The 25870-nt window shown below is 60.4% G+C and carries 21 protein-coding genes, 3 pseudogenes and 1 other annotated feature; of the genes and pseudogenes, 8 read left to right on the forward strand and 16 right to left on the reverse strand.

The annotated features are described in order from the left end of the window. Positions 1-23 precede the first annotated feature (23 nt). The 4 genes and pseudogenes from C41B8_RS14185 to C41B8_RS14200 form a co-directional block, all read right to left on the reverse strand. Complete coding sequence (locus C41B8_RS14185; RefSeq protein WP_037339558.1) at positions 24-932, reverse strand: phage integrase Arm DNA-binding domain-containing protein; 909 nt, start codon at positions 930-932, stop codon at positions 24-26. A 2-nt stretch (positions 933-934) separates the two neighbouring features. Continuing rightward, a complete protein-coding gene (locus C41B8_RS14190) occupies positions 935-1162 on the reverse strand; it encodes a MerR family transcriptional regulator (protein WP_051883564.1) in 228 nt (75 codons plus the stop codon). A 1116-nt stretch (positions 1163-2278) separates the two neighbouring features. Beyond that, entirely contained in the window at positions 2279-3343 is a 1065-nt protein-coding gene (locus C41B8_RS14195) for an IS5 family transposase (protein WP_037339561.1), read from the reverse strand. Between the two features lie 129 nt (positions 3344-3472). Beyond that, positions 3473-4551 (reverse strand): annotated as a pseudogene (locus tag C41B8_RS14200) (IS3 family transposase). Next, positions 4155-4271, reverse strand: a sequence feature (AL1L pseudoknot). It overlaps the preceding pseudogene by 117 nt. Positions 4552-5978: 1427 nt before the next feature. On the opposite strand from C41B8_RS14200, the pseudogene C41B8_RS20915 reads away from it, so the two are divergent. Beyond that, positions 5979-6106, forward strand: a pseudogene (locus tag C41B8_RS20915) (IS1595 family transposase); the annotation flags it as partial. 127 nt (positions 6107-6233) lie between these two features. On the opposite strand, the gene C41B8_RS21190 reads toward C41B8_RS20915, so the two are convergent. Further along, entirely contained in the window at positions 6234-6446 is a 213-nt protein-coding gene (locus C41B8_RS21190) for an IS5 family transposase (RefSeq protein ID WP_051883565.1), read from the reverse strand. Between the two features lie 754 nt (positions 6447-7200). Between C41B8_RS21190 and C41B8_RS14215 the strand changes: the two genes are divergently transcribed. The 3 genes from C41B8_RS14215 (at position 7201) to C41B8_RS14225 (ending at position 10377) form a co-directional block, all read left to right on the forward strand. Beyond that, complete coding sequence (locus C41B8_RS14215) at positions 7201-8121, forward strand: metallophosphoesterase (protein WP_051883566.1); 921 nt, start codon at positions 7201-7203, stop codon at positions 8119-8121. Positions 8122-8346: 225 nt separating this feature from the next. Beyond that, entirely contained in the window at positions 8347-9777 is a 1431-nt protein-coding gene (locus tag C41B8_RS14220) for a hypothetical protein (RefSeq protein WP_037339567.1), read from the forward strand. 60 nt (positions 9778-9837) lie between these two features. After that, positions 9838-10377 carry a hypothetical protein gene (locus tag C41B8_RS14225; protein WP_037339570.1) on the forward strand — a complete coding sequence of 180 codons (540 nt, stop codon included), beginning with the start codon at positions 9838-9840 and terminating at the stop codon, positions 10375-10377. A 314-nt stretch (positions 10378-10691) separates the two neighbouring features. On the opposite strand, the gene C41B8_RS14230 is transcribed toward C41B8_RS14225, so the two are convergent. Then, positions 10692-10856, reverse strand: coding sequence for a hypothetical protein (locus C41B8_RS14230; RefSeq protein WP_156962548.1), 165 nt, complete (start codon positions 10854-10856; stop codon positions 10692-10694). Positions 10857-11243: 387 nt separating this feature from the next. On the opposite strand from C41B8_RS14230, the gene C41B8_RS14235 reads away from it, so the two are divergent. Then, positions 11244-11654, forward strand: coding sequence for a hypothetical protein (locus C41B8_RS14235; protein ID WP_037339575.1), 411 nt, complete (start codon positions 11244-11246; stop codon positions 11652-11654). A gap of 88 nt (positions 11655-11742) precedes the next feature. Next, positions 11743-11925, forward strand: coding sequence for a hypothetical protein (locus C41B8_RS20510; protein ID WP_156962550.1), 183 nt, complete (start codon positions 11743-11745; stop codon positions 11923-11925). Between the two features lie 590 nt (positions 11926-12515). Here C41B8_RS20510 and fdxA read toward each other — a convergent pair. After that, positions 12516-12836 (reverse strand): annotated as a pseudogene (gene fdxA, locus C41B8_RS14240) (ferredoxin FdxA); the annotation flags it as partial. Positions 12837-13175: 339 nt separating this feature from the next. Between fdxA and C41B8_RS21065 the strand changes: the two are divergent. Then, entirely contained in the window at positions 13176-13391 is a 216-nt protein-coding gene (locus tag C41B8_RS21065; protein ID WP_084189017.1) for a DUF3565 domain-containing protein, read from the forward strand. Between the two features lie 354 nt (positions 13392-13745). Here C41B8_RS21065 and C41B8_RS14245 read toward each other — a convergent pair whose 3' ends face one another. After that, positions 13746-14147, reverse strand: a complete 402-nt coding sequence (locus C41B8_RS14245; protein ID WP_037339577.1) for a SirB2 family protein — start codon at positions 14145-14147, stop codon at positions 13746-13748. After that, a complete protein-coding gene (locus C41B8_RS14250; protein WP_037339580.1) occupies positions 14147-14839 on the reverse strand; it encodes a Crp/Fnr family transcriptional regulator in 693 nt (230 codons plus the stop codon). Before C41B8_RS14250 ends, C41B8_RS14245 begins: the two co-directional genes overlap by 1 nt. A 261-nt stretch (positions 14840-15100) precedes the next feature. Between C41B8_RS14250 and C41B8_RS14255 the strand changes: the two genes are divergently transcribed. Beyond that, a complete protein-coding gene (locus C41B8_RS14255; RefSeq protein WP_037339584.1) occupies positions 15101-16330 on the forward strand; it encodes an NnrS family protein in 1230 nt (409 codons plus the stop codon). Between the two features lie 111 nt (positions 16331-16441). Here the strand turns inward: C41B8_RS14255 and C41B8_RS14260 are convergent, their stop codons facing one another. The 7 genes from C41B8_RS14260 to C41B8_RS14290 all read right to left on the reverse strand — a co-directional run bounded on the left by C41B8_RS14260 (position 16442) and on the right by C41B8_RS14290 (position 25843). Further along, entirely contained in the window at positions 16442-16882 is a 441-nt protein-coding gene (locus tag C41B8_RS14260) for a hypothetical protein (protein ID WP_037339586.1), read from the reverse strand. Continuing rightward, positions 16882-17640, reverse strand: a complete 759-nt coding sequence (locus tag C41B8_RS14265; protein ID WP_037339589.1) for a peptidylprolyl isomerase — start codon at positions 17638-17640, stop codon at positions 16882-16884. Before C41B8_RS14265 ends, C41B8_RS14260 begins: the two co-directional genes overlap by 1 nt. 23 nt (positions 17641-17663) lie before the next feature. Continuing rightward, on the reverse strand, positions 17664-18377 hold the full coding sequence (gene narI / locus C41B8_RS14270) for a respiratory nitrate reductase subunit gamma (RefSeq protein WP_037339593.1): 714 nt from the start codon (positions 18375-18377) through the stop codon (positions 17664-17666). A 4-nt stretch (positions 18378-18381) separates the two neighbouring features. Continuing rightward, the gene (narJ, locus tag C41B8_RS14275; protein ID WP_084189020.1) at positions 18382-19101 is read right to left on the reverse strand and encodes a nitrate reductase molybdenum cofactor assembly chaperone; all 720 of its coding nucleotides are present in this window, start codon (positions 19099-19101) and stop codon (positions 18382-18384) included. After that, positions 19098-20660: a nitrate reductase subunit beta gene (narH, locus tag C41B8_RS14280; RefSeq protein ID WP_037339595.1), complete on the reverse strand. Its 1563-nt coding sequence runs from the start codon at positions 20658-20660 to the stop codon at positions 19098-19100. The genes narJ and narH overlap by 4 nt, the downstream gene beginning before the upstream one ends. A 46-nt stretch (positions 20661-20706) precedes the next feature. Continuing rightward, positions 20707-24432: a nitrate reductase subunit alpha gene (locus tag C41B8_RS14285; RefSeq protein ID WP_037339598.1), complete on the reverse strand. Its 3726-nt coding sequence runs from the start codon at positions 24430-24432 to the stop codon at positions 20707-20709. Between the two features lie 61 nt (positions 24433-24493). Then, a complete protein-coding gene (locus C41B8_RS14290; protein WP_051883568.1) occupies positions 24494-25843 on the reverse strand; it encodes an MFS transporter in 1350 nt (449 codons plus the stop codon). Between the last annotated feature and the right edge of the window lie 27 nt (positions 25844-25870).

Raw genomic sequence — 25870 nt, forward strand, 5'->3', positions numbered from 1 at the left:
GGGGTCAATTTTCAATCGGCGTTTCAAGACCAAAAGGGGTCACTTTTCAGTCGGCGTTGACACTTACGATCGCGCTTCTGGATTCGCACGGGTCGGCGGTGTATTAAGTAGGGGCTGGGCACGTCTGAGTGCACGCACGAACGGACAACGTCGAATAGCTCAGGCCCCATTTCGATCTCGATGTAGACCGGGCGCTGGTAGTTTCGAGACTTCTGCTGGAACACGCGGAACGAGCGGCGCTTGAGGTCGACGTTGTCGATATGCAGCGCGCACAAGTCCTGCCGCCGCTGCAGGCTGTACAAAGCAACGCCCATTGCGCGCTGCAGCCACGGATCGGCCGCTTCGTGGGTGGCGCAGTAGCCCGCCCAAGTGTGGCGCTGGCGCTCTTTCTGTGGCGCCTTGCCCTTTTGCTCAAGCGTGCGGGTGGCCGGGTTGTCGTCGCGGTATCCCTGGTGGCTGGCGAACTTGAACAGGTCGCACAGCAGCACGCGATGCTTGCCGTAGGCGTGGTGCGGCTTCTCTTTGAGCAGGCCGCTGATGTCGATCGTCTCGAACTCTTGCACGGTGCGATTCGGCCAGCGCTCGCGGTATTCGCGCAGCTTGATTGCCTTTCCGTCGATCGTGCCTTCGGCCAGACCGCGTCCGCGCAGGTGCTTCTCGTATTCGTCCAGCAGTTGGCCGAAGCCTGGGTTCTTCGTGGGTGACTTGGGTTGGGCCAGCGCCTTATCGACGAGGTTTGAAGCCTCGCGCCGGAACTTGAGATTCAGCGCCACCGCAGCATCGATCGCGGCCTTCTCATCCTTGCCCATCTGCACACGTCGACCGTCCGGCATCTTGTACCGGTAGTAGGTCGCGTTCTTCCGGGGATTCGGCTCGAGGTTGTCCGGCAGGTGCCGGAAGCGAGCGCTGCGCTTTCTGCCCACGTCGGCCATGGCTATGAGGCGGACTGCTGATCTTGCCACCGGCTCAGCGCGGCGTCAGCCAGCGCGTTGCCAGTAGAGCGCAGCGGCTCGCCGTTGTCGTCGACGAATACTACCCAGGCCCCGCCCAATTTCTCGCCGGGCAAGTCACCGTCCTTGATCCAGTTGATGATGGTTTGGGGCGAGGGCGGCTTGCCGACGAAGGCATGCCGGCGGTACTCGCCCAGCATCATGCGTTTCATGTGCGATCCCCGACAACGCGCGTGTCTCTAAAAAAATGATGCGGCCATCCGTCTCGTGTGCCGACAGACGGCGGCATCCAGTGCGGTGATTCCACGATACCAACGCGAAGCCGTTTTCCAGCCGAGTTAAACAAGGGGGATGGCGAAATCTTCAGGCAGCATTTTCACTTTGCGCCTCGAACCTCCGATTTATGCCGCCGCTCGGGGTCCAATTAAGCGTAGCTCGGCGCGCCCGTCGTCTAAGAGACAGGAGAACTAAACTGTGATTTCGGTATCGCAGTTGCCGTGGGGCCAGCTGATTGACGACGAGGGCCATGTCCCGTCCGCGGTGTTGAGCGTCGAATGGTCGTGCGATTGGGTCAGCCAATTGCGGTATCGCGACTGTAATCGTATTGAATGTCGCGCCTGTCAATATCGGTTCGATCGGCAGGCGTCGCCTCGGTGAGGTAAGTTTCAAAGCGATCATTTAAACGCTATCTCAGTAAGGCTGATTAGGGGCTGGAGGCCACCGTGTCCGGTGTGTCCTAGCTTCTGCTTACTCTCCGATGGCGCAAGCCGACCGGCGGACTTGCGTCTTAGTGCGCTGGTCATACAACAGCGAAGCGTGATGTCCATTCATCACGGTAGACTGCATAAGCGGCCCTGTATCACGCGGGGCCGATAGCCCTCGGCAGCGGGGCCGTTGCCACCTGATCGGGTCGAGCATGCCGCCGCCGCGTCCCGCAGTAATCCTTCCAACAATTAACTTGGGTCAAATGGGGGATTACCGGCCGTCCCCCGCCGGTTTACTCGTCGTACCGGTCGTGATTCATGACGACTGTCTCAGGCTCGTAATGGAAGTCAAGGTCAGCTCACTGGTGGGGTCGACGAATCCACGATTGCCGTCCAAAAGTGTCCAAGTTGGACACCTTGATCTCTCAACTTATTGATTTCATTTATAGGCATTCGAGCTCTGCGAATGTTTCGGCCTAAGGCGCTGCTGAAATAGCTATCAAATTTTGTGCGAGGCTTGTCTGTCGCCTGTTCCGACTCGGCTTGTGGTTATTTGTTGTCCGATTTTTGGGTTCATCGGGTTCAAATCGCGGCTTTCAGACGCAGTTCGGCTAGGGAATGCGTTCATGCCGCCTCCAAGGCGGCGATCCGCATCAGGTTATAGCTGGCAAACACCAGCTTGGCCTGAGCGGCGACCCGATCCAGTCCGCGTAGCATGGTTTGCCGCAGCGGCCGGTTGAACGTGCCCCAGCCGAACGGCGTCTCGACGCGGTGGAGGGCGTTGATCGACTTCGCGTAGCCGACATGCTGTGTCGTACGGGCGCCGATCGCCGATCGTCGGCCCTTGTTGTTCTGGGCCACGTGCGGCGTCACTTGGGCCTGGCGAGCGCCTTGGATGAAACGATGCTGATCGTAGTTCTTGTCGGCGCCGACGGTGAGGCGGCGCTTGCCCGGTCTTCGATCGAGCATCGCCAGCGCGGCATCGACTTCGGCGGTACCGCTGGCGTGCGTCGTTTCGGCGTCAACCACCAGGGCATGCCGATTGTCGGTCAGGACATGGCCGATATAACACAGTCGGCTGGGTTGGCCCCGGGCTTTCTTGTACAACCGGGCGTCGGGATCGGTCTTGCACTCGTGGGTGTCCGCGCGCCGAGACTCGCCCTTGAAGTCGGGCGGGCCCTTCGGCGGGTCGTCGTCATCGTCCTTGCGACGATAGCTGCCCATCGATGCCCAGGCGTCGATCAACGTGCCGTCCACGCAGAAATGCTGTTCGCACAACAGCCGTCGCTGGCGGGCCTGATCAACCACCGCGTCCAACAACCGACCGGTCACCGCGCCATCGATGAAGCGCTGCCGATTCTTGGTGAACGTCGTGGCGTCCCAGACCGCGTCGTCCAATGACAGTCCGACGAACCAGCGAAACAGCATGTTGTAGCGCAGCTGCTCGACGAGCTGACGCTCGGAGCGAATCGAATACAGGATCTGGAGCAACAGCGCCCGGATCAGGCGTTCCGGGGCAATGCCCGGTCGGCCCGTATGCGAATAGCTGGCCGTCAGTTTGCCCTCCATCGAGTCCAGGGCCGCATCGACCAGCGATCGGATCTGGCGAAGCGGGTGATCGGCGGGCACGAAATCGGTCGTCTGTGAATACGAGAACAGCGACGGCTGTTCGGCGTCCGGGCTACGCATCGGCTCGGCTCCTGCTCACTCACTACTGCTGGCCATTGTCCCGAGATTTGCCGGGTTTTTCAGTAGCCCCCTAAGACGCAAACGCGCGGGCGAATCACCCCGGGTTTTCCGGAGGCTCGTGTGTTTGAGTCACGCGGCGTTGGCGGACTCGGAAATCGTTGCATAGAAGTCTTCTTCAGCCTCGGTCGGCGGGATGTCGCCGATGGGGCCGAGAAGGCGTTGACGACTGAATCAGTCGACCCAATCCAAGGTGGCCAATTCCACGGCCTCAAGATGTCGCCACGGTCCGCTGCAGCGGATGACCTCGGTCTTGAACAACCCGATCACTGTCTCGGCCAACGAGTTGTCGTACGAGCTGCCGACACGCCCGACTGAGGGCGTGATCCCGATATCCGCGAGCCGCTCGCTGTATCGGATCGACAGATATTGGACGCCGCGATCGGTGTGTTGAATCAAGCCCTTGGCCGGTTGGCGATCATGAATGGCCTGCTCAAGTGCACCGAGCACAAGGCTCGTGTTCGGCGCGCTCGACGCGTGCCAGCCGACGATGCGGCGGGCAAACACGTCGACGACAAAGGCGACATAGACAAAACCGCGCCATGTTGCGACGTACGTAAAATCCGCGACCCAGAGCCGGTTGGGCGCAGCCGCCGTGAAGTCTCGGCGGACATGATTCTCGGGAGCGGTCCGGCGAGCCCCCCCAACGGGTCGTTCGCGGCGCACGACCGCGGGTAACACCGCGCAGGCCCATGTTCCGCATCAGACGCTCGACGGTGCAGCGTGCCACGTATGCTGAATTGCTCCACGCATTCGGGCATCGCGCTGTTGTCGTGCAGATCGGCTCGACACCGCAGACGTCGCGATGATGATCGATGAAATCGATCATCACTTGCCGCGGCGGTCGAACTCCGTCTAGGCAAAATACGCGGAGGCCTTGCGCAGGATCCCGTTGGCGCGCTTGAGCTCGCGGTTCTCGCGCTCAAGCGCCTTGTGACGTGTTCGCGTTCTTCGCTGGTCGGGCCGTCGCGCAGAACACGGCCGCGCTCAGCTTGGCGAATCCAGTTCCGCAGCGTCTCGGGCGTGCAACCAAACTTACCGGCGATCGAGCCGATCGCCGCCCACTGCGAGGCATACGCGCCCTGATGCTCGAATACCATCCGGACCGCGCGTTGACGCACTTCCGGGGAATAACGTTTGCTCTGTTTCATCGCTCCAGTCTCTCGAGAGTTGGAGCTTCCGAGAAATTCCGGGGCGATTCACCCCACGTCGCGGCGGGACTTGTCCCATGTCTTGACTGGGGTGGTTTTAAGCTCCGTTTCCAAATCGTTCATCCCCTTCTTAGCTGAAGCAGTTTCGGAGATCGTATATCCCCCTAGTGCGTCAACTGATTTTAAAGGGCTTTTCAGGTTCTCGAGAGATTATCCGCCTTAGATGCGGAGGACTGATTCACGATTCCACTGATTGCAAATCAGTCGTCCCCTTCTAAGGCGGAGAATGAATCATGGATTTATTGGCGGTATTGAGTGATTTTGGTTATCCAATAGGTTCTCCTCCTAAGAGGCGGAGGACTGATTCTGTGATTGGCCGAATCTGAATCGTATATCCCCGTCTAATAGGGATATTGATCTGAGTATTGCGGGAAGGCGCGACGCCTGATTCGCTCGCAATGGATTCTCCGCCTAAGAGGCGGAGGACTGATTCCGTATTTAGCCAAATCCAAATCGCATATCCCCATCTAAAGGGGATATTGATCTGAATATTGCGGAAATGCGCGACGCCCGATTCGCTCGCGATAGATTCTCCGCCTAAGAGGCGGAGGACTGATTCCGTATTTGGCCAAATCCAAATCGCATATCCCCATCTAAAGGGGATATTGTCTAAAACACTACGGTACGCGGGACCTTCGTCTCACTCGTAATTGCCTCTCCACCAAGTGGTGGTTAACGCAGGTGAGTCAGCCATAGCGTGCTGCCGCCGCAGTACTCTGCTCGCAGGTCGATAAATGGGCGACAAATGGGCGGGAGAGGCGCGGAGCGGGACGGGTCGGAACGCCAGCTGGTCGACTATTGTTCGACAAATGGGCGACAACGGATCGGATACGCAAAACGGGAGCTTGGTTCTTGTGCGCTGACGTGAGCAAAAAAATGATGGCTGAAATCGTCACATCCGTTTCAATACAATATCTTGCATAGGAGATGACGGGGGTTGCATATGGTGGCAATCATTCCGGCATCGATTCGTGGTACGCGACCGGTAGGTCAAGCAGGTGAGCTGGGGCGCTGCCGAGGATTCGCAGGTGTTCCACGGCGATCGCGATCGGCTGTTCGTCGCACCCCGGCGCGTGGGGAGGTTAATCGACGCGTGTGGACTGCTCCTCGTTTGCAGGGACCGGGTTCGACACCGGCTAGGTGCGACTGCCTGCGTGGTGTCCGCTCTCCGTGGGTGGTGCCCGGTTTTCGTATCGGCATCGGACCCTGACGGACTATTCGTTCACCGGTTCCCTCTCACACGCTTGCACGAGCTCGGAATCCCTGCATCCACAAATGGTGCCTTGATCAGGCCCGAAACCCAGCCGGGTCAAGAACGGCCCCGGTCGCGCTGAACAATCAGCTCATGACAGCACGGGAGACGCGTCATGGCGATCAATCGGGCTCAGATGCCCCCGGGCTTTGGATGCACGAGTTCATGCAACGGTACGGCACCGAGGGGCAATGCGAGGCCGCGCTAGCCACTGCCCGTTGGCCAACCGATTTTCTCTATCCAACTGTCACAGCCGGCGGCATACAACATTCGAGCCCGGCGACCGTACCCACAGGATCGAGGCCGGATCATACGCTTCCAGCTGATGCCGGAACTTAAAGATCGTGGTTTCGTCGGGAATACGGTCTTCTCACAATTCCGGGCCGGGGAAGCGCCGCATGAACTCGATCTCGTAGAGCGCGTCTTCCATCATCGGATCGGACAGATTGAACCACTGCTGCATCAGATCGATGCGCAATTGTGTTGCCAACCCGATCGGCTGCTTCCCGCGTCGGCCCGAGCATGGATAGTGCTGCGGTGCGATCTCGGCTTCGGAGGTGGCCCAGGGAATGAGTGCTTCCATCTATTCGAGAAACGCTCCCTCGCGCGTCTTTTTCTTCTTCGCGCTATAGTTGAAAATCGCAGACTGTGTTGCTTCATCCTTGGAGCCGGGGCCTATCGCATGCGCTTTATTAGCGCTTATCTGGCGATTCAACCCGAGATTTTTTAGCATAAGAAAACGTCGCATCGGTACTGCTGGTACGCTTGAGCGTTAGGCCATATGGAGTTTGTTATGGACGCAGGAACATTAACGCTGCTTTGTCTTATCGGTTTTGCCTCGTTGTTCGGGATTCCAAACCTAATCATTTATGTCAGAAATGTGAGGCGCGACAAGCATAAGAAATAATCAAGCGTTTTTTTTATTATGTACCAAGCACAGAACCGTGATCAGTTGCTCAGTGCCGAGGCCTTCGAGGCAGCCTCTTCGTTAGCGACGGAAGTGTCTATGGATCCGGGTAAGTCCAATATTGATACGGGTGTCCGAACACTCCGGGGCATGATGCGCGTTTCGGCGATCCCGGTCACGGTGTCAGCGGCGTCACGAAACATTCCACCCGCGCTGGCGCTTGGTGGCGAGGCTTTCGCTTGATCGAATAGTCAACCGCTTGTCTGTAAGACGCGCTCCTGATGTTGACTGAAGAGGGCCGTTGCTCAAAAAAGCGGCGCGTCCCGCGAATCATAAGGCAAATCGCGACATGGCCTGTCGCCTGATTCGATAGGATCGGGTTGTTAGAGGCATGGTCACTGTGCCGGCCATTCGTATGAGAAGGGGGTTTATGGGGCAGGCATGGGATGTGGTCGGTGACGTGCATGGGTTCGCGGACGACTTGATACAGCTGCTGGAGAAGCTGGGGTATGAGCAGCGTGCTGGTGTGTATCGCCACCCGAATCGGCGAGTGCTGTTTCTCGGCGACTTCATCGACGGTGGCAACCAGAATCGACGTGTGATGGAGATTGTCCGACCGATGGTCGACGCCGGAGGCTCGTTGGCGATCATGGGCAACCACGAATACAACGCGATCTGCTATCACACCAGGGATCCCGATCAGCCCGGGGGCTATCTACGCGCTCATTCGAAGAAAAATCTCGGCCAACACGAGAACACATTGGCCGAGTTCGATGACCCCGCCGCCCTTCAGGACATGATCGAGTGGTTCAAGACGCTGCCGTTGTTCATCGAGATTGATGGGCTTCGTGCCGTGCACGCGTGCTGGGATCCTGCTGCAATCGAATCGCTGAGGTCCCGCCTTGGCGAGCGTCCGGTGATGAGCGAATCATTTCTTGTCGAGTCCTGCGACAAGGCCAGCGCTGCACATGACGCGGTCGAAACCGTTCTGAAAGGACTGGAGTTTGAACTGCCAGCCGGCATTACATTCAAGGACAAGTACGGGCAGGCACGGCGTGAGGCCAGAATTCGCTGGTGGATGGAGAATGCCGAATCACTGGATAAGATGGTTATCGGTCCGCCGGGCCTCGATGCGGCGACCGCCGGCCATAACGCCGAGCGCAGCAAGCTGGTCGGCTACGAGCCAGACTTGCCGCCGATTTTCTTTGGCCATTACTGGCTGACCGGCGAGCCGAGACTGCAGGGGAGCAACGTCGCGTGTCTGGATTACAGCGTCGCCCGAGGCGGCAAGCTTGTCGCGTATCGATGGGATGGCGAGCAGATGCTCGATGAGTCGAAGCTCGTATGGTGATCACGGGCTCGTCTACCGGCGCGACCGGTCACGTCCGCGCTGAAGAATTGTCGGCGCGTTATGCGGCACGAGTGCTTCATGCCCTTTTCCTGAGGCTGTAATGGGGGGGGGGCAGATACGACCGCCCCCGTATCCGGGGCGGTGGGTAGTTGATTGGAGCCTCAGGCACATGGCGTACAAGAGCCGCATCAGGGTTGCCGGTGTCATTTTCCGGGGAGAGCGCGTTTGAAGAAGCTATACATCCTTGTCGTGGCCGCGGTAGTGGCCGCCATCCTGATTGTGCTGACGTGGAAATCCACTCCACTCGGCGATGACCTGGTCAAGGATAACGCGGTCAAAGCCTTGCCCCAATTTGCTGATACGGCCCGAAAGGAAACGCCCGAGGTTGATGCGGTGCTCCTGCATTACCTGCATCTGAAGAACAAGGTGCCGCTCTACGTGGCGGAGGCCTCTTTGATCAAGTATCCCGAGATGGCAGAGAAGGTCCTGCCCATCTACGGCGATCAGCCTGAATTCCGGACTATCCTGAGTGCCTACGGCAGCAGCGTCATCCCGCCCATCTACTATTTCGTGACCAATGACGTGCACTCGGTCGATGCGATGTACTACTCAGCGCAGACAATGCATTCGGCGAGTCGAGGCGTGCACTTGGCCAAGGCTCGGGTGGAAGGCTGGCTCGGGTTCGGGACGTCGGATAAAAAGGTCCCCAAGACATCGAGCCATTCTGCCGAGGCACGCGACCCAAACGCAGGTGCCACGAATCCGGGTGGGGCCGATACCGTTTCTGCCGCTGACCGGACGCAATCGTCCAATGTCGACGGGAGCCTGTCAGAGCGCAGCGGTGACAATCATCCGCCTTTGACCCCCACAATGCGGGGATGGTTTGCCATCCAATTCATTCACAAGGATGGTCATGATTTTCTCAGCCAGTTTGCCATGGCCAAAGATGGTCATGTCACCTGGATCCAGAGCGAACGCATCCTGCAGGACCTGAATTCATTCTTCGGTAGCGGGATACGAAAGCTCGACACCAAGTACCAAACCGGTCGGAAGGTCACCGCGGGCGACGTGGGCTGGGCCGCAGCGGATGTGATCGGAACATTCGGCGGCATGAAGCTCCTGCGGGTCGGTAAGACGGCCGAAGCGGCAGCCAGGACCACTGAATTCGCCGAGGACGCCAGCAGAACCGCCCGTGTGGCCGATGAGGCGGGCGGAGCAAGAAAAATGGCTCAGGATGTGGGAGGCGCAGCGAGAGAGGCGAAGGAAACCGGGAGATCGGCCACGTTCGCTCAAGGGACGGCCAAGTTCGGACACGCTACTGCCAAGGGCGTGAATTACAGCAAGTACGCAAAGTTGCCTCTTATCGCGGCGACGGGCTATCTGGCGATTTTTCACCCATCGCTCATATCGGACGCGCTTGCAGTGGCGGCTCACATACTCGGACTTCCAGTGTGGCTGGTGCAATTTGCGGGGTGGTTCCTCATCCTGCTCCCGTTGCTCTATATCTGCTCATGGATCCTGAAGTACCTGATCAGGCCCTCCATTTTTGTGCTGCGTCTGTCAGCCCACGGTCTTTCAAGGATCGAACAGTGGTCTAGCCGCTCGGGGGCGCGTCCAAATAAAACGACAGACGCGACATCCACACCGGCGACCTGAGCTGAACGCGCTGCGACGCGCCAGCCAAGGCGGGCCAAAAAAATCAGAACAGGGGGCAGGATGATCGAGAACCATATCCACCGAGCCGAGAATCTCGCTCTGTCGCATCTCGACTATGTCCTTTGGGCCCTGGCAGCAATATGGGGGCTCGGGCTTATCCTGGGAATGCTCAAGCAGATCGTCGTGTACCGCGACTTCAACGATGTCACGTTCTGCTGGCTGACGGTAACATTGCCCATTGCGGCCTTTTTCATACTGATGAACATGGGCGCCACAAGTTTTTATGGCCTCGCCTCGTATATCGGGTGGTTGGAGGCCACGATGGCACTGGTCATACTGGTGCGCACTTCTATCGACAATCGCAATCCCTTCAAGGCCGTCCTGGCCTTCATGGTGAAAATTCCGGTCGCCATCCTGCTCGCCGTGAACATCGTTGACTTTGCCACCGGAGACAAGCGTCAATCCCGCAGAATGTCCGCCTTCTTCATTCTCCTCCTGAGTGGCTTCGTCATTGCTCTGGTCGACGACCGGAGCAAAGGCTTTCTCGCCACAGGGCTCCTCAGACGACATGGAATCAGTCAGAGAGGATCGACAACCTAATTTAGGGGAGTGGCCGCCGCGCGCTGATCTCGCGGCCGTCGTGTCATCATGTACTTGAGACTGAGCGCTGCCTGTTGTCACTGCAGCGGTGATTCCTCACTCCGAATCTCACGCCGATGTCGACACAACACTCATGTGAATGACACCTTGTGCCGTGCCGACCCGAAGCCTGTTGCACAGCCGGGAGCAATCCGAAGGTGCCAAAAACGGGCCATTGACCTGGCATATCGACGACGGAGGGCGGCAGCAATGGGCCGTTGGCTAAATTTGATGCCGACGAGCTGTACTCCCTCGACAACATCTTGCTGAGTCCGCTATTCGTGTACCGGGATCAGTTGGTAGCCGTCGGCGGGCTCGAAAAAGATCTCGCCGGCCTCCGGGTCGATGTCGTCAGCGCTCGTTACCTGCTGTACGTCGTCCCAGTAACGGACCTGCTCGGCTAGTGCCTTCGCGTCGACAGCGTAAGGCGGTGCCGTCATGGCCAGGATCTCATGGACCTGGTCCCTGGTCAGGCAGGGCATCCAGAGCGGGGCGAGTACGCGCTTGGTGCGCAGGGGCGCTTCCACCCAGCTCTGGCCCAGGTGCTTGAGTAACCGGCGGGGCAGGGTCCGACATTCCGTGTGATATTTCGAGTCGGTGTCGCGTCTTGGCTCGGATACTGCGCCCGGTATGTTCCACTGCCGTCCCGGTCGCCGATTGCGCAAGCCGGCTGTTGGGGTTGCGTCTTACCGACGGCGTGAGACAACCGAGGCAGGCTGAAAGCAATTTACGTCAGCCCAGCGGCCCGACTCAGTCCCAGGCCGATAGCCCCGCTCTCTGCCCGACGCACCGGGTGGGGGTCAGGAACGATCGCCAGGACACATGCCATGCAAGAACTTCCGCCTTTGGGCTTCGCCGCCGCACCGCGTCTGGATGACCACCCGAAATCGCTTCTTGAGCGACTGGACGAATTGACGGAGGGCCGACCGCTGACCACGCTCAGCGTGGTTGGCGCCGCCCTGTATATCGCGATCGCCGAGATCACCGCGGGGCCCGAGCGGATGGGCCTGCTCCTGGCCCTGTGCCACGTCACGCTGGAAAGCCCATTCCTGGCCAAAGTGCCGCTTATCGTACTGGCCCTGCCGTTACATCCGCTCAGGAAAAAACATGAAATCGACGCCTGGGCCCGCGCCGGCTGGTACCGCGAAGGGTTCGAGCCAAAACACCACGATTCGCGGCAACTCCGCCGTGTTAGCCGAGACGAGATCGCCGTCCACCGCGCTGGCCGGCGTGGTTGAAGCTGGACACACCACCGGACGAACCCGCCCGCCGCGTGCGGACGGGTTATCCGTCCGATACCCATCCCGCAACGGAGTCCATGCGATAATGAAAGCATCCCGAATTCTGCGTTTCCTCGCCACCGCGTGTGGCGTACTGGCCGGCGTATTAGCGGCCAACCCCTGGCAAGGTAGTACGATCGTGGCGGGCTCATGCGGTGGTTTGTTTCTACTGCTCGCGATCGGTTTGTTTTTCAGGGCGCAGCAACTCGAAGACCAGAACGAGCGGTGACTGAATGATCAAGGCATTCCGCGCCAGAGTCGCTCAAGGTTGCGCACTCGATTTCGAGTACAAAGTCAGGATCAGATAAAGCAATGGCCCCGCGGTGGACAAGAATAAGAGCGGTGAGGTGCCGCCCGGGAGACGAGGCGGTCAGGTTCAACGCCGGTATTGAATACAAGGGACGAATTGCCCGCGGAGACAAACGGCCTTTCGGATATCGGTATCCTGGCATGGGCGGAGGATCTGATCGTGGCCAAGAGACCGAAAGCAAGGCGGGTGGTATCCACGGTTAAACTGCGCGGGCAATCGCGTTGCGCTTGCCCAACACCTGAAACTACCCGCGCGGGGAGGCTTGATCTTCGTTCGCTTGGGGAAGCTATATCTATTCCCGGAGCAGAGACGGGGATCGGAGAACAGTCATGGACGTCGTAGAACCCTGAATAGCCGATCTGATCAGGAGGTATTGCGACCATCTGCAAGGGGCCGCTGGTATTCGCCGCGTGCGCTGCACGGGGCGGATCGAGATCCTTAAATCACGACTGCTTCATGGTTATGTCGTGTGGCTTCGCGTCGGCCGGTGCTGCATGCTCGGCTTCGCCGCGATCCAAATATTCCAGTTTGTTGGCTATGCCGTTCCAGTCATCCGCATCCGGTGGCGCATCGAGAATATGATCGAGCACGGGCCATCGCGAGGCCAGGTCGGCATTGATAGCCAGAAAATGCCCTTGATCTGGGGGCAGCTCGTCTTCCTCGAAAATAGCGTGCGCTGGGCATACCTCAACGCACAGTGTGCAGTCGATGCATTCCGCCGGGTCGATGGCGAGGAAGTTCGGCCCTTCGTGAAAACAGTCGACTGGGCATACTTCAACGCAGTCGGTGTATTTGCACTTGATACAGTTGTCGGTCACGACGTGTGTCACGATTGCGACTCCATGCAGTCTGCGCGGCAGAGGTTATCGATGCGGTGGCAGATTTGCCTTGATCTGTGTCAAGCAGGCGCTTCACGGCGTTGTTGGAGTTCGGCCGGACACCAAGCACCAAATGCTTGGGCGGGCTGACGACATTTTGAGCTTCGGTATAAACGCCGGTTTTGACGCCCGTGCGCGTGTCCATGATGCGCTCGAACTGAAAGCGCCAGCTTGACTGGGGCTTGTTTGTCAGCGTATCGAAGACGTTAGACAGTCTGAGCGCGGATCTGGAGTAGTCGCTGGTGGGCTGGGTATGTTCTTTCGGTAGGCTACCTTTCGCGGTCCGATGACATGCGACAACCGATTGCCGGCTTTCACCAAGACGAAGAACTGCACTGGGTGGCCGAACTCGTTTGCGGCCATTGTCAGCACGTACGCCACAACCCGCCGTGGGTAGAGCGCCCCTGGGTGACAACCGAGGCCGGCCGCGCGTCGATGAGGGGGTTCGAGCTGAACTGCGTCAAATGTGATCAGGGCGCGCCAAAGGATTTACAGCGGCCCAGATAGCGGCTGGCGGGCGGAGCGTTTGGTGATTGGATCACCGCGCAGGCCGATTACGTCTCGGGCGGGCGCCCAGAGATTTCGCACAATCCATGCACGCTGTCATATCCCGACGCTACGTGGATTGGTGGCCCGGACAGCGCGACCGTTCTTACCTGATCATTCATCCAGAGTTTGGCTTCTGGTTTTGTTTGCGGGCCGGATGGGTGGTTGCAAGCAAGTGATTCATGCGTGGCCACGGCTATTGGACTATGAGGCGAACGTGGCAACCCGACCCAAGCTGCGGCGTACCCCGGCATCGTTTAGGAAAGCGGTCATCCGAATCGATTCCCGGTCCGGCCGAATGTCGGTCGGCGACGTTTACAAATAAGGGGCCAGAAAACCCGCGGGCTGCTTGCTGAAGGCGACGCTTACAATATAGACAAAGACGGTCAGCGCCATCAGGCTGATGACGGCGCGGCCCGCCCGGTTATATGGTGCGCGGAATACAGCGACACCAAGTGCGATATAGACAATGAGGCCGATCACCTTGGCCGTGAGCCAGTCGCTGTTGAGGAATGGATATTGATGGATCAAGAATGCGAGCGTCAGCCCGCTGGCCAAGAGCAGCGTATCGATCAGGTGCGGTAGCACGCGCAACCAATTCCAAAGGGCGCGCCCCGACAACAACACCCAGAGTGCGCGCGACGCGAAAAGGCTGCCGCTGAGTGCGACACAGGTCACGTGGACGGTTTTGATTGCGTCGTAGTACTCGTCGATCATCACGCCATGAGTTGCTCGCGTAGCGAAACCAGGTTCGGGATATGCAGGTCATGGCCCTGCATTTCGATCAAATCCTCGTCCTGCAATAGCCGTAAGATGCGCGAAAGTGTCTCCGGCGTCACTGCAATTTTGGCGGCGATCAGCGACTTGGTGGCCGGTAATCTGACCGTCGTCGGGCCCGCGTCACAGTCGGATGCCAGACTCAGCAGATAGTGGACCACGCGGTAACGACTGTTCTGCAGCGACAGTGCCTCGATTTCATCCCAATGGGCCTCGATCCGTTGGGTCAAGTTGGCCAGTACCGCCCGGCAGGCGACAAAAGAGTCCTGGAGGATCTCTAGATAGGCTGCGGCGTCGATAGCCACCAGCACCCCGGCGTTCAGCCCTCCGGCATTCACCAGATATCGCGGCGCGTCCATAAACATCACGCTCTCGGCAAAACTCTGGCCGGGCTCGATCAACCGCATGATTTTTTCGTGGCCATCATTGGAAACGCGATAGAGCTTCACGGTGCCGGAATACAGGACGAAGAAGGCAGGTGCCTGCTCGTTCTGCTGAAACAGCATCTGGCCGTCCGAGAACTCTCGAATGTGAAGTGCCGGCAGTAGTCTCGCGTGCTGTGCATCGCTCAGGCCGGAGAACAGGTCATGCGTGCGTAGCGACTGAACGACCGCGTGCTCCGTGTCTTTCATCTAAACAATGCCCGTCCGGACACGGCTCGTAGCGCATCTGCGGTCTCGAATACCTTCGCTGCGCCACAGGGGCCGTATGCATGCATTCGGTGTGTGGCTGCCGGGCCTCCGAGGCGCGTCTTGATCAAGGTCAACGCTAACACCGGGCCGCGAACCCTAGACTGCCCATGAACCAAGCCAAAGTCTAACCAGCGAAGCCGGCCCGTGCGAATGACGTTGAACAGACCTCGAAGAACAGATGATCCACAGCGGTCGCAGACGATGCTTGGAACGTGGGATCCTCCGCTTCTGTCGGCGCCCCATCGGCTGTTCTTTCTGCTTGGCGGGCTGCAACTGGTGCTGTGCATCCTGTTCTGGCTCGTTGTACTGACCGGACTTTATATACCGGCCGTGCCCGTGCTGCCGCTGACCGTCAATGCGATGTCGGCGCATCTGTTTCTGATGCTCTACGGGCTGTTCATCTTTTTTGTCTTCGGTTTCCTACTCACCGTGTTTCCCCGTTGGCTGGATACCGCCGAGGTTGACCGGTGCCGCTATGCCCTAATGGCCGCGCTGTTGACGGTCGGCATGGGCGCTTATTACCTCGGCCTGTTCACAAGCCGCAATGTGGCCCTCATCGGCACTGGGCTCTTCGTCGGCGGCTGGGGGGTGGGCCTGTGGACCCTGGCCGGTATCTGGCGGTGCTCCAATCGCGGCGACAAGCGCTTTGCGCTATTCCCATTCGGATGCGTCACCCTGGGCGGTATTGGGGCCGTCAGCCACGCGCTGTGGCTCTGGACATCGCAGGATGAGCTATTGGTGATCGCGGGCGCCGTCGGGCTCTGGCTTTATCTGGTGCCGTTGGTGATCGTCATCAGCTATCGGATGATTCCGTTCTTCAGCAGCAGGGTGCTGACGCCCTACGTCGCCATCAAACCCCGCTGGACCCTGCCGGCCACGCTGATCTGCGTCCTCGCGCACTTCGGGCTGACCCTTTTTGATAAGCCCGAATGGCTTTTTCTGTGCGATCTGCCGTTGGCTGCCATTGGCGCTTGGCATAGCTATCGCTGGGGGTTGTGGCGCAGCCTGCGGGTGCCGTTGCTTGGAATGCTCCACTTGAGTTTCGCTTGGCTGGCTGTCGCGATGGCTTTGTATGCTATCCAGAGTCTGCTGCAATGGACGCGTAGCCCGTTGGATCTGGGACTGGCGCCGTTGCATGCGCTGGCCATCGGTTTCGTCACCAGCATGCTCGTAGCGATGGCGTCGCGCGTAAGCCTCGGGCACTCCGGCCGGCCGCTGCGGGCCGACCGGATCACGCTATGGGCCTTCGCAGCCGTTCAGCTCGCGACTATCGCCCGGGTGCTGGCCGAATTTCCGTGGCCGGGCCATGGCTATGCATATCTCGGTCTGGTTTTAGCGGCAGCGCTGCTTTGGCTCGCCGCGTTCATCCCCTGGGGGCTGCACTTCGGCACGATCTACTGTCGACCGCGGGTGGATGGCGTGCCCGGCTGAGGGGACGTGTCAGCCAATGTGTCATGCCAACCTATCAGCTGGCGGCATACGCGATGCGGTATTGCCCGCGACGTACGCCATCCCATTGGCGCACTGTCTTGCCGCGACGCATCAGGACGAAGCGTTTGTGACTCGAGCCGGCACACCCTCGCGATCGAAGAATACGAACGCGTCCAGATCCGCACCAATGGCCAGCGCGGTCGCCATACGCTCCAGATGGGACTCGCATTCGCCGGAGGTGGGCGCTCTGCCTCGCGCACCCGGCAATATCGCAGTCATCAGGAAACGCCAATCGTGGGTGACTTCGTCGGCACCGGCCACGATATCAGCCAGACGCAGACTGTCGGTCACTGCCCAGTCGCGGGCCATGACCGGCTGTAACAGGCCCTCGTCAACCAGAGCTTCGCTGCCGTCGGACCGACGACGATAAGCGATCTCGGCCTGGACCAGCACGGTCAGCAAACGGCAGGGATCGGGTTCGGCCCGCGCCATGGCGAGCAAGTCACCGAAGGATTCGAGGGTGGGCGTGGTGTTCGATTGTGACGTATTCATTACTGCAAAAGCGGGTTGTCGGCAGTCTCGAGATCCACGCCGCGCAGTTCCGCTTCGGAGGCCAGCACCCGAATGTATTGGCTGACCGCACGCCGCCAGGAAGACTCGGTCAGATAATCGGCGATCATGGCAGCGACATCGTCATAAGCCAGCGGCGCGCCGCCGCGGCGATCGTCCACACGCACGATATGATAGCCATAACGCGTCTCGACGGGCTTTTTCGCCAAGCCGATATCCAAGCGCAGCGCCACATTTTCCAGTTCCGGCACCGTCTGACCGCGCCCGATCCAACCGAGCGCGCCGTCGGCTGAGGCCGATGGGCAGCGCGAATGCGTTCGCGCCAGTGCGGCGAAACTGTCCGGTTCGGTCTGAATACGCGCGATCAAATCGTCGGCCTGCTCGCGGGCCGTCACCCGGGCTTCGGGATCGTCGGGCGCGGCGGCCAGCAGGATATGCGCCATGTCGACGCGGACCGGCGTCACGAATCGCTCCCGGTTGGCTTCGAAGTAGCGCCGGCAATCGTCGTCGCTGGACTCGGGCACCGTGACCTCTGCGGCCAGCAGTTCGTCGATTGCGGCATCCAGGCGCTCGGCGGTCTCGATGCCGACGGCCTCGGCGCGCTGGCGCAGCAGCTCCTTGACGGCCAGTCGCCGTGTGGCTTCGGCGCGTTTTTCGTCGATCGTGCCGGATTCGACTTCGCCGGACTCAGCGTTGATATGGTGCTCTGGCAGTACGACGCGGTTGACCATGGCAAGCATAAGCGGCTCTCTTGTTCGACGGTTTAAGGGCGCTCGGAACGCGCTGTCGCCCGCGCACGGTACTCACGCACGACCTGATAGCGTCGACCGGCATAGCGATACGGCACGCTCCAGATATGCACCAGGCGTGTGAACGGGAAGGCCAGGAACACGGTCAGCCCCAGAAACAGGTGGACCTTGAACACCCAGTACACGCCGGACAGATAAGTCGAGGCGCCCGGCCGGAACGTCACGATGTGCTGGGCCCAGCCGATCAGCTTCTCCATTTCCTCACCACCCAAATGCTGGGCCGAAATCGGAATGGTCGCCAAGCCGAACACGAGTTGCACATACAGCAGGATCAGAATGAATTTATCGCCGCGCAACGACTGAGCACTCACCAGCCGATGAAACAGTCGTCGATAAAGCAATATCGTGGCCCCCACCAGGGCCGCCGTGCCGGCCAACCCCCCCGAGATCATCGCGAGCAACTGCTTGCTGTGGGCGGTCAATCCCAAATAGGGATAGAACGAGACCGGCATCAACAGCCCGATCAGGTGGCCGAAAAATAGGAAGATAACGCCCAGGTGGAAGAGATAACTCCCGACCTGGAAGACCATCGAGTTGTTCAATAACTGGCTGGAATTGGTTTTCCAGGTGTACTGGCTCATGTCATAGCGCACGAGACTACCGAACAAAAAGATCGTGCCGGCGATATAGGGATAGATCTGAAACAGGATGTAATCGAGCGTATGCATGATCTCAGCCTCCGTGGGCCGACCCGGCGCGATGGCCGTCGCTATCGGGCGGCGCCTGACGTGTTGCGCCGCAGTTGGTATGGGTATCGCCGGGACCAAACGTGACCGGCTTTTCCATCCAGACCGCATCGATTGCGGCTGGCGTATCGTCGCGTTTTTCCCGGCCGGCCATGTCGATCAACCCCTCCGGCGCGGGGTCGGCGCCAATCAGCCGCAGCAATACCGTGAATGCACTGGCATAAGCGCTGCCGCGTTCGGCCAGACGCACCCGGATCCGCTGGAGTACGTGGGTGGTTTCAACCAGCCAGCGATACGCCTCGGCCTCCGGCAGCTGTGCACAGAACTCCAGAAATACCGGGAGAAAATCGGGCAGTTCACGTGCGTCGATCTCGAGGCCGCGTTCGTGATAGGCGCTTTTGAGTTCGAGCATGGCCGGACCGCGGTCGCGTGACTCGCCGTAGATGTGCTCGAAGACGTACAACGAGACTTTGCGGCCGCGATCGAACGTATCGATGTAGCGCGCCTGAATGTCGAGCAGATCGCGCCCGGCCAGTTCATCGACAAACGCGCGGACCGCCGCGCGCTCGGCGCCGTTGAGCTCGGGCGGCGCACACAGCATATCGGCGAGCTCGGCGGCATGACTCTGGAGTTCCGCGCTCGGGTAGTCGAGCACCCGGGACAGGGCCGCCAGTACCCGACCCCGCGTATGGTCGTTGTCCATCATTTCCGGGCCCCGCTTTCAGCTTCGGGGCGCGGCGCGCCGGGGGCGTGATCACGCTGTTGTGGGCTTTTGGAACCGAACAGGTTGCCGCGGGTCACGCCATCGGTATGACAACCGTCGCCGAAGGAAAAACCGCAGCCGGAGCGCTGTCCCCAGGGGTCGGCCGTGGCCATCTCGCGGTGGCCGGTCGGAATCACGAAGCGATCCTCGTAATTGGCGATCGCCATGGTCTGGTACATATCGTCGACCAGCGCTGGCGTCAGCCCCACCTGTGCCAGCACGGCCTCGTTGGGCGTATCGCCGACGGTCAGTGAGCGTCGGTAGCGGCGCATGGCCAGCAGCCGCCTGAGCCCGTTAATGATCGGCTCTTCCTCTCCGGCGGTCAGAAGGTTGGCCAGATACTTGACCGGGATCTTGAGTGAGGCCACATCTGGAATCTCGCCGTCGGCGGCAATGTTACCGGCGTCCGCAGCAGCCTGGACCGGCGACAACGGCGGCACATACCAGACCATCGGCAGCGTCCGATATTCCGGGTGCAGCGGGAAGGCGACCCGCCATTCCTTGGCCATTTTCCAGACCGGCGAACGTTTGGCGGCCTCCAGCCAGTTGTCCGGTACACCATCGGCGCGCGCCTGAGCCTGGACCTCCGGATCGTGGGGATCCAGAAAGATATCCATCTGGGCTTCGTAGAGATCGGCCTCGTTGGCTACACTCGCGGCCTCCTTGATCCGATCGGCGTCATACAGCATCACGCCCAGATAGCGGATGCGTCCGACACACGTCTCCGAACAGACCGTCGGTTCGCCGGCCTCGATACGCGGATAACAGAAGATGCATTTTTCGGACTTACCTGACTGCCAGTTGTAGTAGATCTTCTTGTACGGGCAGCCCGAAATGCACATGCGCCAGCCGCGGCAGCGGTCCTGGTCGATCAACACGATGCCGTCTTCGGCGCGTTTGTAGATCGCCCCGCTCGGGCACGATGCGACACAGCTCGGGTTGAGGCAGTGCTCGCACAGCCTCGGCAGATACATCATGAAGGTGTGTTCGAACTGGCCGTAGATCTCGGTCTGGATGTTGGCGAAGTTGTAGTCGCGCTTGCGCTTGGCGAACTCACCGCCGAGGATCTCCTCCCAGTTCGGGCCCCACTCGATCTTGTCCATCGGGGCGCCGGTAATCGCGGAGTAGGGCTTGGCTGTCGGCTGCGCTTTCGATGCTGGCGCGTTTTGCAGCCGCTGGTAGTCGAAGTTGAACGGCTCGTAGTAGTCGTCGATCTCGGGCAGATGCGGATTGGCGAAGATCTTGGCCAGCAGCCGCCATTTACCGCCCTGTCGCGGGGTGATATCGCCGTCGTCGCGGCGCACCCAGCCGCCTTTCCAGCGATCCTGGTTTTCCCACTCTTTGGGATAGCCGACACCGGGTTTGGTCTCGACGTTGTTGAACCACATGTACTCGGCGCCCTCGCGCGACGTCCAGACGTTCTTGCAGGTCACCGAACAGGTGTGGCACCCGATGCATTTGTCCAGGTTCAGGACCTTGCCGATCTGGGCCCGTATCTTCATGGCCGAATCTCCCCATATTGTCGAGCGCCGTCGTCACTCGGCGACTTCATCGCACGTACCCCTGATCGCGAATGCTCTGGTTATCACCTTCCAGCCAGTCGACATCGCGCATTTTGCGGATCACCACGAAATCGTCTCGATTGGAGCCGACCGTGCCGTAGTAATTGAAGCCGTAACTGAACTGCGCGTAGCCGCCGATCATGTGGGTCGGCTTGATCAGCGTGCGGGTCACCGAGTTGTGGATGCCCCCACGATTGCCGGTGATTTCGGAGCCGGGGGTGTTCACCGTGCGGTCCTGGGCGTGGTACATCATGGCCATGCCTTCACGCACACGCTGCGAAACCACGGCGCGAGCAACCACGGCGCCGTTGACGTTGTAGCCCTCGATCCAGTCGTTGTCCTCGATGCCGGCGCGCTTGGCATCGGCCTCCGAGATCCAGATGATCGGCCCGCCGCGGGAGAGCGTGAGCATGATCAGATTATCGGTGTAGGTGCTGTGAATGCCCCATTTCTGATGTGGTGTGATCCAGCTCAGCACTATCTCGGTATTGCCGTTGGGCCGCGTGTTCATGATCGACTTCCAGGTCTTGGTATTGACCGGGGGTCGATAGGTGGTGAAGCCTTCGCCGAATGCGCGCATCCACTGGTGATCCAGATAAAAATGCTGGCGCCCGGTCAACGTGCGCCAGGGGATCAGTTCGTGGACGTTGAGATAGCTGCCGTTGTAGGTCGTGTCTTCATCGGATACGCCAGACCAGACCGGCGAGGTGATGACCCGGCGTGGCTGGGCCACTATGTCGCGGAATTTGATGTGCTCGCCGGCCCGGGATGAGGCCAGATGGGCGTGCTCGCGGCCGGTCGATGCCGATAGCGCATTCCAGGCCTTCATCGCCACCGCACCGTTGGTTGACGACGACAGCGTCATGACCGTATCGGCAGCCTGGATCGCATCCGCCATGCGCGGCCGACCATGTCGATCCCGCCCATGCACCGCGCCGAGTTCGGCGATTTCGCCCGCGGTTTCCCATTGCAGGCCCTTTTCCTCGTTGCCGTGTGCTTCAAGCGCCGGGCCGACGGCGTTGTAGCGATCGTAGGTCGCGGGGTAGTCGCGCTCGACGACCTTGATCGCCGGCATGGTCTTGCCGGGTATGGGGTCGCAGCCGCCGTCGTGCCACTCGGCCACATCGAAGGGCTGGCCCAGTTCGCCGGGCGAATCATGCTTGAGCGGCGCGGTCACCACATCGGCTTCCACGCCCAGCCGACCGTCGGCGACCTGCGAGAATGCCCCGGCAATGCCCTTGAAGATATCCCAGTCCGAACGCGACTCCCAAGCCGGGTTGACGGCCTCGGACAGCGGATGAATGAAGGTATGCATATCCGAGGTGTTGAGATCGTTCTTCTCGTACCAGGTCGCCGTCGGCAATACGATGTCCGAGTACAGACAGGTCGAGGACATCCGGAAATCCAGCGTGACGAGCAGATCGAGCTTTCCGCGGGGCGCCTCGTCGTGCCAGACCACCTGCTCTGGACGCAGACCGCCCTCTGCGCCCAGATCCTTGCCCTGTACGCTGTCCTCGGTGCCCAGCAGGTGCTTGAGGAAATATTCGTGCCCCTTGCCTGAGGCACCCAGCAGATTCGAGCGCCAGATGAACATGTTGCGCGGCCAGTTCTCGGGCGCGTCCGGGTCCTCGCAGGCCATGCGCAGATCGCCGCTTTTGAGCTGTTCGACCACGTACTCAACCGGGTCGCGGCCGGCTTGCGCGGCCTCGCGGGCGATCTTTAAAGGATTGCGGTTGAGCTGCGGCGCCGAAGGCAGCCAGCCCATGCGCTCGGCGCGCACGTTGTAGTCGATCAGGCTGCCCGTCCACTGTTTAGGATCGGCCAGGGGAGAAAGAATCTCGTCGACCCCGACCTGCTCGTAACGCCACTGATCGGAATGGGCATAGAAAAACGAGGTGCCATTCATCTGACGCGGAGGACGCAGCCAGTCCAGACCGAACGCCACCGGCAGCCAGCCGTCCAGCGGTCGCAGATTCTCCTGGCCGACATAATGGGCCCAGCCGCCGCCGTTGACGCCGATCGTGCCGCACATCATCAGCATGTTGATGATGCCGCGGTAGTTCATGTCGTTGTGGTACCAATGGTTCAGACCGGCGCCGAGGATCACCATCGACTTGCCCTGCGTCTGCGCCGCCGTTTCAGCGAAACGCCGCGCGACATGGATCACATGCGCGGCTGGCACGCTTGTGATCGTTTCTTGCCAGGCCGGTGTGTAGGGCACGTCTTCATCATAATGGCGCGCGGTGCCGTCGTCGTAGCCGCGATTGACGCCGTAGTGGGCGACCAGAAGGTCGTAGACCGTGGCCACCCGCGCGGTCTTGCCGTCGGCAAGCCGGATCCGGGTCACCGGCACACGTCGCCAGAGCACGTCTTCCTGCACGTTGGGCGTGTATTGCTCGTGCACGAAGCCGCCGAAATAGGGAAAGCCGACCAGCGCCGTGTCGTCACCGTGATCAATGAAGCTCAGCCGCGCGTGGATTTCGACGTCGTCCGCGGTTTTCTGCTCCAGGTTCCAACGTCCGCTGTCGTCCCAGCGAAAACCGATCGAGCCCTGCGGCACCGCCGGCGCGTCGCGGGTGTCGTCCCAGACCACGGTTTTCCAGTCGCCGTGTTCGCCGGCCTCTTTGGTCAGGTCGCTGGCGCGTAGGAATCGCCCCGCGACGAAGCCGTCGTCATGTGGATCGAGCTGCACCAGCATGGGCAGATCGGTCAGACGCCGGCAGTAATCCTGAAAATACGGGTCGGGCCGCTCGACGTGAAATTCCTTGAGGATCACATGGCCGAGCGCCATGGCGAGTGCGGCGTCGGTCCCTTGCTTGGGCGACAGCCACAGGTCGGCGAACTTGGTGGCCTCGGCATAGTCCGGGGAGCACACAACGATCTCGGTGCCGTTGTAGCGCGACTCCGTCATGAAATGGGCATCCGGCGTGCGCGTCTGTGGCACGTTCGAACCCCACAGCATGATGAACTTGCTGTTGTACCAGTCCGCCGACTCCGGCACGTCGGTCTGCTCGCCCCAGGTCTGCGGCGAGGATGGCGGCAGGTCGCAGTACCAGTCGTAGAACGACAGCGGAACACCGCCGATAAGCGACAGATAGCGCGCCCCCGAGGCATAGGACAGCATCGACATGGCCGGGATCGGCGAAAAGCCGGCGATCCGGTCCGGTCCCCAGCGCTCGATGGTGTGGACATTGGCCGCGGCGATCAGTTCGTTGAGCTCGCCCCAGCTGGCGCGCACCATGCCGCCGAGCCCTCGGCGTTTCTGATAGCTGCGCCGGCTGGCTTCGTCATCGACGATCGAGGCCCAGGCGTCGACCGGGTTGTCATACCGGGCACGGGCTTCGCGCCAGAGCTTGATCAGCGTGGCCCGCACCAGGGGATACTTGAGTCGATTCGCGCTGTAGATGTACCAGGAATAACTGGCCCCGCGCGGACAGCCTCTGGGTTCGTGGTTGGGGAGATCGGCCCGGGTACGCGGATAGTCGGTCTGCTGAGTCTCCCAGGTGACCAGCCCTTCCTTGACGTAGATCTTCCATGAGCAGGCGCCGGTGCAGTTCACGCCATGCGTCGAGCGCACGATGCGGTCGTGCTGCCAGCGCTGCCGGTAGGCGTCTTCCCAGGCACGATCGTCGGTACTGGTTTCGCCGTGCTCGTCGGCAAACACGTCTTGCTTGCGCTTGAAATAAGTCAGGCGGTCGAGGAAATGACTCATGAATGGGCTCCTGATTTGATCGCGCTGGCCGGGGTGTCGTCTGTAGCGGCGTGTTGCGCGATCATGCCGAGGCCTTGCTGGGTTTTGCGGTTGGTTGCTTGCGCTGTTCGCGCTTCAGGGCGGCGATGAGCACGCCGGTCAGCGCGATGCTTGCCAGCGCCAATCCGATGTAGACGGAAAAGCCCCAGGCATAACCGCTCGGCCCGAACCAACTCACAAATTGCCCGAGCAACGGCGGCACGGCGAAGCCGCCGAGCGCACCGAGCCCGCCGACCCAGCCTGAGGCGCCGCCGACGGCATCGGGAACATAGCGGGGCAGCATGCAGAACACCGCGGCGTTGTTGACGCCCATACCTATGGCAATGCAGATCTCGCCGGCGATCGACAAGACGAACGTGCCGGAGAACGTCATCAGCAGGGCCCCGATGAGCAGTAGCGTCAGTGATGCCACTGCGACTTTTTCGCCCCCCAGCCGATCCGCCCAGCCGCCGCCGGGCACTCGGATGAGCGACGACAACAACGAAAAGCCTGCCGTCAGCTCGACAGCGGTCCAGTGCGTGGTATGAAAGTAGGTCTGCCAGTAGGTTGCCAGCCAGGCGGTGAGCGCTAGGAAACCGCCGAAGGTGGTGAAGTAAAGCAAGACGAGCGGCCAGGTCTGCCATTGCCGAGCCGCTTCGACGAGCGTACGGAAGGCATTGTCCTGCGGGAATAATTCCTGGCCCGCCGAGCCTGCGGTGCGGCGGGCGTCCTCGCGCGACAGGCCCTGCGCCCGGAGCTGGAAATAACCCGCGTTGTGGCTCAGCAGGAAATATAGGGCGACGCCGAGCACTACGATGGCGATCGACACCATATAGGCTGCCCACAGACCCCAGAATGCGATGATCAGCGGCAGTATCAGCGCCACAAGCCCGGGAGAGGTATTACCGAGCCCGGCATAGGTCCCCAGCGCCCAGCCTTGACGCTGCTTGGGAAACCAATAAGAGACCTGACCGATACCCACCGAGAAGGTCGCAATCCCGCAGCCGCCCAGCGCGCCGAAGAACAGCAGCAACGGATAATAAGACTGGGTCAGATGTTCCGGGTACAGGGTGATCAACATCCACCACAGGCCGGCGATGCCGATCACCGAAAGCACCAGCAGAATCAGAAACGGCAACTTGCCGCCATTATTGTCCACCCAGGCTCCGAACGGGATTCGGAGCAATGAACCGGTGAGCATCGGGATCGCCACCAGAAAGCCGACCTGGCCGGGCGAGAGTTTCATTACCTCGATGAAGCTTTGAGCCGTTGGGCCGAACAACGAGACGGCGCCAAAGCCTATGAAAAAACCGAGAGTTGCCCCGAATAGCGCTTTCGACGGGCTACCGACGATGGCGCCTGCAGCAGAGGAATGTCGATCGCCTACGGCCATGCTCAAAATCCTGGCGGCATACGCTGG

Origin of the sequence: Salinisphaera hydrothermalis C41B8 (assembly GCF_000732535.1) — a bacterium.
GTDB classification, from domain to species: Bacteria; Pseudomonadota; Gammaproteobacteria; order Nevskiales; family Salinisphaeraceae; genus Salinisphaera; species Salinisphaera hydrothermalis.